This window comes from Pseudomonas sp. C2B4 (genome assembly GCF_013359695.1).
In the GTDB taxonomy this organism is placed as follows: Bacteria; Pseudomonadota; Gammaproteobacteria; order Pseudomonadales; family Pseudomonadaceae; genus Aquipseudomonas.
The window spans coordinates 1-14,068 of sequence record NZ_JABFMU010000041.1; the positions used below are offsets into that span (position 1 = coordinate 1).

The following is a 14,068-nucleotide window of genomic DNA, read 5'->3' on the forward strand; positions in this document are numbered from 1 at the left end:
CTCCCACAGGGTTATGTGTGCGCCGCAGACCCAATGTGGGAGCGAGCCTGCTCGCGAAGGGGCCGGACCTGCCTACCCCAGACTCTCACGCACCATCTCCAGAAACGTCGCCACAATCCGTCGCGAACTCTGCTCACGCAGGCACACCAGCGTCTCGGTCAACCGCCGCTTGCAATCGGTAATCGGCAACGCGCACACCCTGGAATCGGCACCGAATTCGGCAGCGGAAACCACCCCCACACCAATCCCCACCACCACCGCCTCCCGAGCGGCTTCGCGGCCTTCCACCTGAATCGCCGGTCGTATGCGAAACCCGGCGCCGGCCATTTCTTCTTCCAGTGTCTGCCGGGTCACCGAGCCGATTTCCCGCAGCACCAGCGGCGTGTCGTCGAGGTCCGCCAGGCAGATGGATTCGCGGTCGGCCCAAGGGTGATGGCGCGACACGAACGCCACCATCGGGTCATTGCGCAGCGGCAGGGAGATCAGGCGTTCGTCACTGACTTCGCGGCCCAGCAGCGCCAGGTCGGCCTGGTAATTGAACAACCGGTACAGCGACTCATCGGTGTTGCCGGTTTCGATCTTTACGCTAATGCCCGGGTAGCGCTCACAGAACCTGGCGATCTGCGGCAACACGTGCACGGGCGCATCCACCGCCAGGATCAGGCTGCCGGTCTGCAAGGCCTGGGAATCCTGAAGCAACTCCTGGGCCTCGGTCTCGATCACGAACAGTTTCTGGGTGACGCCCAGCAAGCGCTCGCCCAAGTCAGTGAGGCGCACCGAGCGTTTGTTGCGATGGAACAGCAGCACACCGTAGCGTTCTTCGAGTTTGCGCACCTGGTCGGAAATGGCCGGTTGCGTGAGGAACAGCCGCTCGGCGGCTTTGGTGAAGCTTCCGTGGACGGCGACGGCGTGGAACGCCTTGAGCTGGGCGTGGGAAACCGACATCGAAACCTCCAGTAACAAGCTGAGCTTATTTTTGAAATACGATAAATCGATTTCACTTATTAATCAGTAATTGTTTTTATCCACCTCAGCCCCGGTGACTGGTCAGTCGAACAGCAACGGCGGCCATGAGCCTGTGCGTGCAACAGCAGGACTCATCTGACCGGAATCGCCCACAGGGACCGGACGATTTCGCAGTGCTCAACAATAAAAACACAGGCGTTTTCTTCCAATTCTGCCGGCACACTCACACCCTGAGGTCAGAACCACAATGAACAAGCACATCGGCACCATCAAGCGTTGGCGCGTGCAGATCTTCGCGATCACCTGGCTCGCCTACGCCGCTTTCTACTTCACCCGCAAAGCGTTTTCCGTTGCCAAACTCGGGATCGGCGAAGACCCGACGTTCATGCTCGACAAAATGGCCATGGCCAACCTCGACGCCATCTACCTCACCGCATACGCCATCGGTCAATTCACCTGGGGCATCCTCGCCGACCGCTTCGGTCCGAGAGTGGTCGTGCTCGGCGGGTTGCTGATTTCTGCAGCTGCTGCGCTGGTGATGGGCAGTTTCGCCACGTTGCCGATTTTCGCCACCTGCATGCTGATTCAGGGGCTGGCACAGTCCACGGGCTGGTCGGGGCTGTGCAAGAACCTCGGCAGTTTCTTTCCCGCCGAGCAGCGCGGGCGGGTATTGGGCCTGTGGAGTTCGTGCTACGCCTTTGGCGGTCTGGTGGCGTCGCCGTTTGCCGGATGGTGGGCGTACACGCTGATCGGTTCCTGGCATGCAGCATTCATTTCCAGTGCGGCGGTGGTTGGGCTGGTCGCCGTGCTGTTTTTTATTTTCCAACGCAACAAACCCGAAGACGTGGGCTTGCCGGCCGTGGAGCCGGAACCCGAGCTGACCGCTGAGGAGGCGCACGCCCAGAGCAAGATCAGCGTGCTGGAGCCCCTGAAGGAAATCCTGCGCAACCGCACCGTGCTGATTCTCGGCCTCGCTTATTTCATGCTGAAACCGGCGCGCTACGCGATTCTGCTCTGGGGCCCAGTGATCGTGTTCGAACAGATGCCCTCGGTCGGCAAGGTGGGGGCGGCGATCATTCCCACCGCGTTTGAATTGGCCGGGCTGCTCGGGCCGATCATGATCGGCCTGGCCTCGGACAAACTGTTCGGCGCCCGGCGCATGCCGGCCTGTGTGATCAGCCTGCTGGCGCTGACCGTGTCGCTCGCCTTCTTCATGGGGGCTTTGCATACCGGGAGCGTGGTGCTGGTGGTGGCACTGCTGTTTGTGATGGGCCTGACGCTCTACGGACCGGACTCGATGATCAGCGGCGCGGCCGCCATTGATTTCGGCACCGCCAAGGCCGGTGCCACGGCGGCGGGCTTCGTCAACGGTTGCGGCTCGGTCGGGGCGATTCTCGGCGGGTTGCTGCCGGGTTACTTCGACACCGTGACCGTATTCATCGTCTTTGCCGGCTGCGCGATGTTCTCCGCACTGGTGCTGATCCCGCACTGGAACAGTCGCCCTGGTGGCCTGCGGACCCACTCCCCGTATGTGCCTAACCGGCCGATGACCGTAAAACCCCTGCGTACCTGAACCCAAGTCCCTCGTCGCCTGCTGCGCGTGCGGCAGGCTGGCGTGTGGAGATCTGACCGGAGATTGACCCATGAGACCCTTTTGGCTGGACCAGGCCCTGAAGGCTGAAACGTCCGAAACCTGCCCGCCACTGCAAGGCGATGCCCGCGCCGACGTGTGCATCGTCGGCGGCGGTTATACCGGGTTGTGGACCGCGATCATGCTCAAGGAGCAGAACCCCGAGCTGGATGTGTTGCTGATCGAAGCGGACATCTGCGGCGCCGGCGCCAGCGGGCGCAACGGCGGGTGTGCACTGTCGTGGTCGGCCAAGTATTTCACCCTCGAGCGACTGTTCGGCGTTGAAGAAGCGGTACGCCTGGTCAAGGAATCCGAGCGCAGCATTCACGCCATCGGCGCCTTCTGCGAGCAGTACGCGGTGGATGCCGATTACCGACTCGATGGCACCCTCTACACCGCCACCAACCGTGCCCAGGTCGGTTCGACCGATGCGGTGATTGCGGCGCTGGAGCGCCACGGCATCAACTCCTTCAGCCAGCGGCCGCTGGCCGATGTGCAGCGCATGGCCGGTTCCAGCAAGCATCTGGAAGGCTGGTTTTCCCCGGCCGCCGCCAGTGTGCAACCGGGGAAACTGGTGCGCGGTTTGCGCCGGGTGGCCCTGCAATTGGGGGTGAAGATTCATGAAAATACCGCCATGACCGGGTTGGAAGAGGGCAAACCGGCGGGGATTCAAACCGCGAACGGCACCATTCGCGCTGACCGGGTGGTGCTGGCGATGAATGCCTGGATGGCCCGGGCATTCCCGCAGTTCGAACGCAGCGTGGCGATCGTTTCCAGCGACATGGCAATCACCGAACCCCGCCCGGACCTGCTCAATGAGATCGGTTTGACCAGCGGTGTCACGGTGCTCGATTCGCGGATTTTCGTGCACTACTACCACAACACCCCGGACGGCCGGATCATGCTCGGCAAGGGCGGCAACACCTTCGCCTATGGCGGGCGGATGTTGCCGGTGTTCGATCAGCCATCGCCATACGCCGGCCTGTTGCAAAGCAGCCTGGCGGATTTCTTCCCGGCCTTTGCCGACGTCAAGGTCGAGGCGACCTGGAACGGACCGTCGGATCGTTCGGTCACGGGGTTGCCGTTCTTCGGTCAGATGAGTGCCAGTGGCAATGTGTTCTATGGCTTTGGCTACTCGGGCAGCGGGGTCGGGCCGTGCCATATGGGCGGGCAGATTCTCGCTTCAATGGTTCAGGGCCTCGACAACGCCTGGACCCGTTCGCCCCTGGTGAACGGGCCGTTGGGTTTCTTCCCGCCGGAACCGATTCGCTATCTCGGTTCGCTGATGGTGCGCAACGCCATCCGCCGCAAGGAACGCGCCGAGGATCACGGGCGCAGGCCGCGGCATCTGGACGTGCGTCTGGCGAAGTTTGCCGCGGCGGCGGGCAAGGCTGACAAGGGCTGATGCACTTGCTCCAGGGTTTAGGACTCAGGGTTCGCGGGCCTGATCAACCAATCGAGCAGCAAACGGGTATCGCTGCGCGGTGCCTGGGCGCGAAGGGGACGAGGGGCATGGTGTTGCCCCAGGGTTGCGCAAAACACCGGCCGGTCGGGGTCGCCGTCGAGAAAACTGACCAGCCCGTCGCTACCGGCCAGTGGCAGCCAGGACGGAGCCATACGGTTGTCCGACGCGGACAGGGCAACCGGTATCCAGAGACCGTCGCACGTCTGGGGATCATGCTCCGGCGTGGGCCACACACACACCTGAATTCGACCTTGATCATCCACTACCGTCGGCTGCCCGGTCGGACCACACACGCGTGCAGGCTGGTAGCCGGGGATGTTGGGTCTAGCCTGTTTGAGTGAAGGGCGGAACACGGTCGACCAAGGCACAGCCGTGAATCGGTTGCGATAACGCAGTGGCATGTCGGTCGTGTCCGATGCCAAAACAGAGCCCTGTTGCCCCTGGTGCCGCGCCTCGGTCACCAACCATTGATCGTTGAAACCCGGCAGCGGATGTTCGGCCACCTGCACGATGTGGGCGCTGCGCAATGGGGTGTGATTGCTTTGGCCGTGGAGCTGTACCTGCTGGCAACGCAGGCGCTCAAGGTGCCGACGGGCGATTTGATCGCGATGTCGTTGTTCGATGGTGGGGCGGGACATGGGCGGCACGGCCTGGGCAAAGGGATGATTGGCCGCACTCTTGTTGCCGCCCGCAACGCCACGGTTTCTGGCATCCAGGCTGTGTGAAAACGCAGGCGTGTCATGGCGCTGGAACAACTCACTGATCGTCGGTGGGTTGCCTGCGTTGGGCGCGTCGGTCTGGAACGGCATCAACAGCGGTTCCTGCGGGAAACTCAGGCTGTCTTCAGCGAACACCAGCACATGGGCGTCGTGATGATGTTCAAAGTGATAGTGAATGCCTTCTTCCTCGCACAGCCGCTGCAACAGGGCCAGGTCGGTTTCCTCGTACTGAATGCAGAACGGCCGCGGCGGATAGTGCCCGGTCGCCAGTTCAAAGCGATAGCTGCTGTTGGGCAGGTCATTTTCCACCAGCAATTGGCGCAGGATCATCGGCACGCTGAAGTGTTGAAAGACCCGTCGTGATCGGTGCTGATTCAGTGCCTGCAAGGCGGGCACCAATACCAGTTTGTAGCTGATCCACTGCGGCCCGCGATGTTCGCGACTGACGCTGTGCAGCACGCCATGAATACCCGCACCTTGCCCCAGGTTGAGGTGTGCCGGCTGTTGCAGCAAGCGCTCCAGCGGCATGGCTGGTGCCAGGCCGAGTGCTTCAATGTCGAATCGGAAGGGTTGGTTGAGAGCCTCGTGACCGCTGAACTGCACCACCTGCAGGCTCAAGTTGTCGTCGAGGAGGGTGAGGGTGAAGGGACTTTCCTTGTCGTTATGCATCGATTGCGCTTCTGCCATGGAGTACGGGCGAAGAGGGTACGAAACCACAACGTTGTGTAGTCATCGCAAATCGAAGTTTCAGAATCGCCCTACATCGATCGGTGAAGATGCCGATCCGAAATGCCGCCCTGACCGTGGGACCGATCATGAATTTTTGGTCGATTGCCGACTTTAGGCCGTATAAACTTGGCACCATGCGTCGGCCAATAGATGTCTCGGCGCCATAGACAAGAGAGTGAGTAATGGGCGCACAGTGGAAGGTTAAACACAAAGAAGCGGCAGCCAATGCCAAGGGCAAGATCTTCGGCAAACTGGTGAAGGAAATCACCATTGCTGCGCGCAACGGCGCTGATGTCGCCACCAACGCACACCTGCGCCTTGTGGTTGAACAGGCCAAGAAAGCCTCGATGCCCAAGGAAACCCTGGATCGCGCCATCAAGAAAGGCGCGGGTTTGCTGGGCGAAACCGTGCAATACCATCGCGTGACCTATGAAGGCTTTGCCCCGCATCAGGTGCCGCTGATCGTTGAGTGCGTGACCGACAACATCAACCGTACCGTCGCTGAAATCCGCGTCGCGTTCCGCAAAGGCCAGTTGGGCGCTTCCGGTTCGGTGGCCTGGGATTTCAACCATGTCGGCATGATCGAGGCCTCCCCGGACACCCCGGATGCCGATCCGGAAATGGCCGCCATCGAAGCCGGCGCCCAGGACTTCGAGCCTGGTGAAGACGGTGCGACCTTGTTCCTGACCGAGCCAACCGACCTTGATGCGGTACAGAAAGCCCTGCCTGAGCAAGGTTTCACCGTGTTGTCCGCCAAGCTGGGCTACCAACCGAAAAACCCGGTCAGCGGTCTGAGCGACGAGCAGATGGCTGAAGTCGAAGCCTTCCTCGAAGGCCTCGATAACCATGACGACGTGCAGGACATGTTTGTCGGGTTGGCGGGTTAATCTGTTTCTTCAGTAACACCGCCTTCGCGAGCAGGCTCGCTCCCACAATGGTTTTTGTGATCAGCATCGATCCAATGTGGGAGCGAGCCTGCTCGCGAAGCGGTCACTGAATATCAAGTAGTTGCAAAATTTCGCTGAACCCCGGCCTCGCAAGTACTTGCGGCTGACAGCAGCGCTGCTGCAAGTCTTCCAGCCGCACACGCTGTTCATCACTCAGCCCCGAGTCGATCCTCTCCAGCAATTCCCCCAGCAACACTCCGAACGCACGGACTTCGATTCGCTGCAGTGCGCGGCTTTCAAGGCTGTCCTCCGTGGCATGGAAAGACGCCGCGCCAAAGTCGCCCAGCAGGCAGTCGCCATGCTCGTTCCACAAAATATTGTGACCATAGAGGTCGCCGTGGGTGATGCCCTGACGGTGCAGGTGCCCGGCCACTGACGCGATGCCCCGGGCGATACGCAGGGCGCCTTCGGCACTGAAACGCGTGTCGTCGGCGTAGACGTCACGGCTGCATGACGCCAGGCTCGGCAATCCGGCGAGGTTACGAAAATCCGGGCCGATCAGTTGCATCACCAGTCCGGCCGTTTGTTGCGGATGATCGATGATCCGGCCTTCAATGCGGATCAGGTTGGGGTGAATGCCAGCGGTGATGCAGGCATTCATTTCGTGCAGGGGCGAGCCATCGCTGGTCATTCCGCCTTTGTAGAGTTTGACGGCAACGGGTGTGGCGGGTTGTCCCGGTGGTGTCCACGTGGCGCGATGGATGACGCCCGAAGCGCCTTCGCCGAGTGGTTGCTCCAGGCGCAGATCCGACCAGGGGATATCCGCCGTGGCTTGAAAAGTGGCTTCGGTTTCCAGTGGATTACCGGCGTAGGCCAGCCAGGTGAGGCTCGGCAGCGACAGCAGCCATTCAGGCAATTCGGTCAGGCGGTTGGCGGCGATGCGGATCAGTTCGAGTCGATGGCAGTGTCGCAAGCTGTCGGGCAAGCGTTGCAAGCGGTTGCCCGCGAGCATGAGCTTTTGCAAGTGCGGGCGTTCCCCCAGTTCAGCGGGCAGCTCGCTGATACGGTTATCGGTCAGGATCAGCCAGCGTAGTAAGGGCGGCAACGCCTCACCGGGAACGCGTTCGATACGGTTGGCCTTGAAGCCGACCATGGTCAGCGCTGCGCATTGACCCAGGCAGGCAGGCAGCTCGGTGAATGGGTTATCGGAGCAGAACAGCACACGCAGCCGTGTCAGACGGTGCAGGTCTTGCGGCAGGCTACTCAAGGCGTTGCCGCTGAGGTTGAGCACTTCCAGGGAGTCTGCCAGGTCAAAGATTTCCCGGGGAAACTCGGTCAGGCCTTCGCTGAGGTCCAGGCGAGTAATGCCTGTCAGCGTGCCGGCGCGCAGTTGTGCAAGGGTGTGCATGAGCGGGGATCGCTATCGGTCGAATGAATGGGCGGCATGATAGCGGGAGCAGGTGTTGCCTGTCAGGCCGCTTCGCGAGCAAGCCCGCTCCTACAGTAGACCGCGCTCGACCAGGCAACTCAGCCACCTGTGGGAACGAGCTTGCTCGCGAAGGCGGCCGCAACGGCACCACTTAACTTAAGGTTCCCGCACCTCAACCAACTGCCCCAACCGACTGCGCGTACGCCCCAGGTCGATGGCGTCGCCGTCCAGGCTTTCGCGCAACGAGCGCTGTCCGAGCAATATCAGGTGCTTGTCCTGATCGTACAAGACGTCCACCAGATTGATGAAGCGCTGCTGCGCGGCGATCGAGCAGTCGGCGAGGTTGGGCAGTTCGTCGATGATCCAGTGATCGAAGCGCCGACACAGTTCCAGGTAATCCATGACGGCAGTGGGGTGGTCGCACAGATCGCTGAAGGTAAAGCCCACAGTGCGTCCGTCGCAGTAACGGGCGGGCAGATGGCGGGTGCCGACCGACAGGGCAATGGCCGGTGCATCGACGGCAGGCAGGTTCGAGGCCTGACGCTGTGCCTGCGTGGCGGGCCAGATGTACTGGCCCTGGGTGAACAGCTGCTGCGCGTGGGTTCTGGCCTGGCTGCGGTAATCGTGCGGCCCGCCGACTTCCATCACCTGCATGCTCGCGTTAATCAGGTCGATCACCGGTTTGAAACGCGCGTGGTACAGCGGGTTGGGCAGCAGGCCTTCCGGCGGATAATTGGAGGTGACGAGCAGCAGGATGCCTCGGCGGAACAACGCCTTGAACAGCCGCGTGATCAGCATCGCATCGCCGATGTCGTGGACGTGGAACTCGTCGAAGCACAGGACGCGACAATCGCTCAGCAGCTCATCGAGGGCGGTCTCCAGCGCATCGGGTTGATCGCGATGCTTGAACATCCCTTGATGCAACCGGGCAAAAAACTCGTGGAAGTGCAGGCGCTGTTTTTCCGCGAGAGGGATGGCCTGGAAGAAACCATCGAGCAGCCAGCTCTTGCCGCGGCCCACTGCGCCATGCAAGTAGAGACCGGGCCGGGTTGGCGCCACGGCACCCAGCAGCGTCGTGGCGTGCTGCGCCATGCTGTCGATCACGCGTTGCTGGCTGGGGCTGAGGGTATAGCCCTGGGAACGGGCCTTGTGGTGAAAGTAGTCATGGATGACCTGACCACCGGCGCCACTGTGGGTCGATGCCTTGCCAAAGAGACGGCGCAACGATGTCCAGCGCGGTGTGAGTCGCGAACGGTTGGGCGGTCGAACGGCCACTGTGATTTCACCCCGTTGTCTTCAGGCAGGCTCCCCGAGCTGCGGCGGCGTAGTGTAACCAGAGGGTTAATTTGCTTCCAGTTGTGTCGACGAGTCGCCAGCTTTATTGAACAGAATACTGCGGTGTGTACAGCTTATTACCCGTCACTACGGGGATGTTTATCGATGGTAACCATACGAAACCACCATTTTTGTATGGATCCAATGTTAGTCGCCCTGACTGGCGATTTCCTCGCGTATTGCTAACTCGACCTCACTGCTGTTCGCGTTCCCCTGTGGGCGCGGGCTTGCTCCGGGCGGCGTTCCGACGATGGCGGCCTGAAAGCCGACCCATTTCTCTCAGATTCACGCGATCCAACTGTGGGAGCGAGCCTGCTCGCGAATACGTCTGGACAACGCGGTCTTTCAGACGGGGCGCGTGATCGATGACGTCCTGCGCGAGCAGGCTCGCTCCCACAGAAAAGCCCTTCTCAAAGGGATGTGTGGTGTGATCAGAACTGAACTGTTTGCCTCAGCATCCGCGCCGCCGACGTATCCGCCGGGCTGACCATCGCATAGTTGTAGCCACCCCCGGACCAATACTCGGCCTGCAAGCCACCGTCGCTACGACTGCCCCTGGGCAACAGGAAATTCTTCGGCCCCGGCGGACGCACGTAGAAGCTGATCTTGTGTCCGTCCTGATCCTCATACACCACCATCGCCGCCGGCCCCTGTTCGGTGCTGAGCAGGCGGCCGCTCACCGGTTTGAACCCGGCGCCGCTCAGGTCCGGCAAGCGATTGGCCTGGGTGAAATACCGGTCGAGCCAACCCTGCATGTCGCCGTCTTCGCCGGCCTTGTAGTCCGCCGGCAACAGCCCCTGCTCGGCAATCAGACGGTAAGCCTGCATGGCATCGGCCATCGGTTGCGCGGCGCTGAGCAGGGTCATTTCCCGGGCCTGCCAGCCGCTGACCCCACCGACACTGACGGCAATCAGGAGCACTGCTGCGCTGGCCAGGTGGCGGCGGGACTGGCGTTTGAGGCGCTGGCGGATCAGCGCCGGATCGAGGTCCGGATTGGCCGGTTGCTGCAAGGCACCGCTCAGGGCTGCGCGTAGTTGCTGGGCGTCCTGTTGCCAGGCCCGTACCTGTGCAGCCGTCTCCGGATTGCTGGCGAGAAAGGTTTCCACGAGTTGTCGGTCGGCATCGCTGAGTTGGTGGTCGACGTAAGCGTGCAGGTCACGTTCGCTGGGGGGCATGCTGATCATTTGAGTCTCCGCAGGGCAGGGCGGGTGATTTCGCCATCGCTGAGTTGGCGCAGGGCCTGGCGGGCCCGGGACAGGCGGGACATCACGGTGCCGGTGGGTACGTCGAGAATCTCGGCGACATCTTTATAACTCAGGCCTTCCACCGACACCCACAGCAGCAGCGCGCGCTGTTCGGTGGGCAGTTGGTCGAAGGCATTGAGGGTCGATTGGGCGATGACGGTGCGTTCCACCGAAGGCTGCGCATCCTCGCGCCCGGTAAAGAATTCGAGCATCCGCGCATAGCGTCGGGAGCGACGGTGAGCGTCGAGAAACTGTCGATACAGAATCGCGAACAGCCAGGCGCGCAAATCGCCTTCGGGATGTTTATCGCCCCAGCTCGACAACGCACGCTCCAGGCACGACTGCACCAGATCGTCGGCGCTGCTGGAGTTGCGCGTCAGCGATACGGCGAAGCGGCGCAATCTGGGAATGATTTCTCGCAGTTGTTCGTCGATATCGTTCATGAATTTCTGGTTACTCACTACGCTTTGAACCAGGAAGACGCCCGGCATTCGAGGTTATTCCACGCCCGAAAAAATAAATACCGGGCGATGGAATAAACCGCCGTGGGGTTCGTCTGCCTGATTCTTCTCACTTGAGGCCGATGGCCCTGGAGTCTTTCATGGTAGATCGATCATCACCGCCACCCTTGAGCGCCGCCAGCCTGACATTGCGCCTGGCGGGCATTGCCGTGGTCGTTGCCGCCGTGGCCGGGGCGTTTGCCTATGTCAACGGCACCTTTGACCCACAACGCTTGACCCCGAAAAAACTGGTCAACGTGCTGGAAACCAATAACGGCGTGCACCCTGGGTTTCGGCGCAATCACGCCAAGGGCGTCTGTGTGATCGGCCATTTCGAGAGCAGTGGCGAGGCGCGCAGTTATTCCACCGCGCAGGTCTTCAACGAAGCGCGCACGCCAGTGGTCGGCCGGTTGGCTTTGCCGCCGGGCAATCCCTACGCGCCGGATAGCGCTATTCCGATCCGCAGCATGGCGTTGCGCTTCACCCAGGCCAACGGCCAACAGTGGCGGACCGGGATGAACAGCATGCCGGTATTCCCGGTGGGCACGCCCGAGGCGTTCTATCAGTTGCAGCAGGCGCAGTCGCCGCTGCCCTCGACCGGAAAGCCGGACCCTGCGGCGGTGCCGGCATTCTTCGGTTCACACCCGGAAGCCGCGCCGTTCCTGGCCTGGATCAAGACCGCGAAACCTTCGGCCAGCTATGTGACGGAAACCTATAACAGCGTCAACGCGTTTTACCTGGTCAACGCCGCCGGGCAAAAGCAGGCCGTGCGCTGGAACATGGTGCCGCAGGCGGTGGATGCGCCGGGGGCGACCGCACCGGAGGGTAGCGATTTCCTCGAAAAAGACCTGGTGCAACGCATCGCCGCCGGCCCATTGCGTTGGCAGCTGATGATCACCCTGGCCAACCCCGGCGATCCGGTCAACGACGCCAGCAAGGCCTGGCCTGAAGGGCGCAAGGTACTGAACGCCGGCACCCTGGTGCTGGAAAGCGTGCAGCCGCAACTCAGCGGAGAGTGCCGCGACATCAACTACGACCCGCTGGTACTGCCGGCCGGCATCGAGGGTTCCGACGATCCGTTGCTGGCCGCGCGTTCAGCCGCCTATGCCACTTCTTACCTGCGTCGCACCAGCGAAGTCAGCCAATTGCCCGCCGCCAAACAGGAGGCCCAGCAATGAGCACCCAACCCAACCATTTCGCTCCCCTGGCGCGCCTGCTGCACTGGCTGATGGCGCTGATGATCATCGCCATGCTGTTTATCGGCGCGGGCATGGTCGCCTCGGTCTCCGAACGCCATGAATGGCTGATCAACCTGCATAAACCCTTGGGCGTTGCGATTCTGTTGCTGGTGATCGTGCGGCTGGCCGTGCGTTTCTCTACCCGACAACCACCGTTGCCGGCGGATCTGCCGGGCTGGCAAGCGCTCGCGGCCAAGGCCTCCCATGTGTTGCTGTACGCCTTGATGCTGATTCTGCCATTGCTGGGTTGGGCGATGATTTCGGCGTCCGGTGAACCGGTGATGCTCAGCAGTTCGCTGCAATTGCCGTCGATTGTGCCAGCGAGCGCGCAGGTGTTCGCGTTACTGCGCAAGGCCCATGGGTATCTGGCTTATTTGCTGTTTTTGACGGTGCTGCTGCATTTGGCGGCGGCGCTGTTCCATGGCTGGATACGCCGTGATGCTGTGCTGGACAGTATGTTGCGGGGTAAGGATCGCGGGTGATCGATAGAAGCAAAAAACTGTGGGAGCGAGCCTGCTCGCGATGACGGCGTCACATTCAGCATATTGACTGACTGATGCGCCGCTATCGCGAGCAGGCTCGCTCCCACAAGTCCGTGGTTTGCACTGAAATCAAGGTGGGGCAGCCTGGATCGATCAGCGCAACGAATCGACCATCTCGGCCACCGTCGTCAACACATCCTTGCCCAACTGCTTGGAACGCTTGCCCGACCAGCCGGTTTCCGCGTTCGGGTGGTCGTCATGATCCTTGAACGGCATTTCCAGGGTCAGGGACAGGCAGTCGTACTTCTGGCCAACGGCATTGCAGGCCAGGGTCATGTTGGCCTGACCCGGTTCGTCGCGGGTGTAGCCGTGTTTGGTCTGGAAGTCCTTGGTGGTTTTCTTCAGATGGCTGCGGAAGTGCTCTTCGAGTTTTTCGATCCGCGGCGTGTAGCCCGGATTTCCTTCGCAAGCGGCGGTGAAAACGTGGGGGATCTCCTCGTCGCCGTGGACGTCGATGAACATGTCGACGCCGTACTTTTCCATCTGCTGCTGGACGAAAAAGACTTCCGGGCTGATCTCCGGGCTGGCGCTTTGCCAGGCGCGGTTCAGGTCCTGGCCCATGGCGTTGGTGCGCAGGTGGCCGTGGAAAGCACCGTCCGGGTTCATGTTGGGCACCAGGTACAGGTCGGCGCTGGCCAGCAGCTTGTTCAGCACCGGGTCGTCGTGATGTTCCAGGCGCTCGATCACGCCTTCCATGAACCACTCGGCCATGTGTTCGCCCGGATGTTGCTGGGCAATGATCCACACCTTGCGTCGGCCTTCGGCACCGGTACCTTTGCGCAGCAGCTGGATGTCACGACCCTCGACGCTCTTGCCGGTGGCCAGCAGTTCGGTGCCGGCCTTGGTCAGCGCCTGCTCGATCAACCAGTCGTGGCGGCCACGGCTGTAGGGTTCGAAGTAGGCGAACCAGGCATGGGTTTGCGTGGCTTCAAGGCAGAAGCGCAAGCAATCGCCTTCGAAGATGGTCGGTACCTGGAACCAGTTGACGTGATCGTAGGAGGCTCTGGCCTGATAACCGTCCCACGCCTTGTTGTACGAGGACTGGCTGGCATTGTTCAGGCGGAACCAGTGCTCCTGGCCGACATGCAGGCCGCTGGCCTTGAAGTGGAACCATTGAAAATGAGCGCTTTTGGTATCGGGACGGATGGCCAGCAGGGGTTTGAGGGGGTCGCTGACATCGATCACCTGGATGTTGCCGCTGTCGAAGTTGGCAGTGATGTCGAGAGTTTTGGCCACGGTCAGGGTTCCTGATTAAGATTTTTATGGCGGCTACTTTACACGCAAGCGGAGGGGGTTAGGAGCGCAGAAAAAACGTTTCACCCATCATGCCGCAGATTTTGATGCAGCTGGGTCGGGGCTCGTGTGAAGTCTAATGTCTATAGGT

Annotated in this window: 12 protein-coding genes; 5 read left to right on the forward strand and 7 right to left on the reverse strand. The window is 61.4% G+C overall.

Annotated features, from left to right (window positions below; all coding sequences use genetic code 11):
- Positions 1-72 precede the first annotated feature (72 nt).
- Positions 73-945: a LysR family transcriptional regulator gene (locus tag HNQ83_RS22115; protein WP_175390903.1), complete on the reverse strand. Its 873-nt coding sequence runs from the start codon at positions 943-945 to the stop codon at positions 73-75.
- A gap of 268 nt (positions 946-1,213) precedes the next feature.
- Between HNQ83_RS22115 and HNQ83_RS22120 the strand changes: the two genes are divergently transcribed.
- Both HNQ83_RS22120 and HNQ83_RS22125 read left to right on the forward strand, forming a co-directional pair.
- Complete coding sequence (locus HNQ83_RS22120; protein WP_175390904.1) at positions 1,214-2,539, forward strand: MFS transporter; 1,326 nt, start codon at positions 1,214-1,216, stop codon at positions 2,537-2,539.
- A 70-nt stretch (positions 2,540-2,609) separates the two neighbouring features.
- Positions 2,610-4,001: an FAD-dependent oxidoreductase gene (locus HNQ83_RS22125; RefSeq protein ID WP_175390905.1), complete on the forward strand. Its 1,392-nt coding sequence runs from the start codon at positions 2,610-2,612 to the stop codon at positions 3,999-4,001.
- A gap of 17 nt (positions 4,002-4,018) precedes the next feature.
- Here the strand turns inward: HNQ83_RS22125 and HNQ83_RS22130 are convergent, their stop codons facing one another.
- A complete protein-coding gene (locus tag HNQ83_RS22130) occupies positions 4,019-5,449 on the reverse strand; it encodes a type VI secretion system Vgr family protein (RefSeq protein WP_175390906.1) in 1,431 nt (476 codons plus the stop codon).
- 242 nt (positions 5,450-5,691) lie between these two features.
- On the opposite strand from HNQ83_RS22130, the gene HNQ83_RS22135 reads away from it, so the two are divergent.
- Complete coding sequence (locus tag HNQ83_RS22135) at positions 5,692-6,396, forward strand: YebC/PmpR family DNA-binding transcriptional regulator (protein WP_008020881.1); 705 nt, start codon at positions 5,692-5,694, stop codon at positions 6,394-6,396.
- Positions 6,397-6,499: 103 nt separating this feature from the next.
- Here HNQ83_RS22135 and HNQ83_RS22140 read toward each other — a convergent pair whose 3' ends face one another.
- The 4 genes from HNQ83_RS22140 to HNQ83_RS22155 all read right to left on the reverse strand — a co-directional run bounded on the left by HNQ83_RS22140 (position 6,500) and on the right by HNQ83_RS22155 (position 10,847).
- The gene (locus HNQ83_RS22140; protein ID WP_175390907.1) at positions 6,500-7,804 is read right to left on the reverse strand and encodes a leucine-rich repeat-containing protein kinase family protein; all 1,305 of its coding nucleotides are present in this window, start codon (positions 7,802-7,804) and stop codon (positions 6,500-6,502) included.
- Between the two features lie 177 nt (positions 7,805-7,981).
- Positions 7,982-9,100 (reverse strand): cell division protein ZapE, encoded by a 1,119-nt coding sequence (gene zapE, locus HNQ83_RS22145; protein ID WP_175390908.1) that lies wholly within the window; start codon positions 9,098-9,100, stop codon positions 7,982-7,984.
- A gap of 491 nt (positions 9,101-9,591) precedes the next feature.
- Positions 9,592-10,344 carry an anti-sigma factor gene (locus tag HNQ83_RS22150; RefSeq protein WP_175390909.1) on the reverse strand — a complete coding sequence of 251 codons (753 nt, stop codon included), beginning with the start codon at positions 10,342-10,344 and terminating at the stop codon, positions 9,592-9,594.
- Positions 10,341-10,847, reverse strand: coding sequence for a sigma-70 family RNA polymerase sigma factor (locus HNQ83_RS22155; protein ID WP_175390942.1), 507 nt, complete (start codon positions 10,845-10,847; stop codon positions 10,341-10,343). Before HNQ83_RS22155 ends, HNQ83_RS22150 begins: the two co-directional genes overlap by 4 nt.
- A 158-nt stretch (positions 10,848-11,005) precedes the next feature.
- Between HNQ83_RS22155 and HNQ83_RS22160 the strand changes: the two genes are divergently transcribed.
- Positions 11,006-12,082, forward strand: a complete 1,077-nt coding sequence (locus tag HNQ83_RS22160; protein ID WP_175390910.1) for a catalase family peroxidase — start codon at positions 11,006-11,008, stop codon at positions 12,080-12,082.
- Complete coding sequence (locus HNQ83_RS22165) at positions 12,079-12,624, forward strand: cytochrome b (protein WP_175390911.1); 546 nt, start codon at positions 12,079-12,081, stop codon at positions 12,622-12,624. The genes HNQ83_RS22160 and HNQ83_RS22165 overlap by 4 nt, the downstream gene beginning before the upstream one ends.
- A gap of 153 nt (positions 12,625-12,777) precedes the next feature.
- Here the strand turns inward: HNQ83_RS22165 and HNQ83_RS22170 are convergent, their stop codons facing one another.
- A complete protein-coding gene (locus HNQ83_RS22170; protein WP_175390943.1) occupies positions 12,778-13,926 on the reverse strand; it encodes a carboxypeptidase family protein in 1,149 nt (382 codons plus the stop codon).
- Positions 13,927-14,068: the final 142 nt, after the last annotated feature.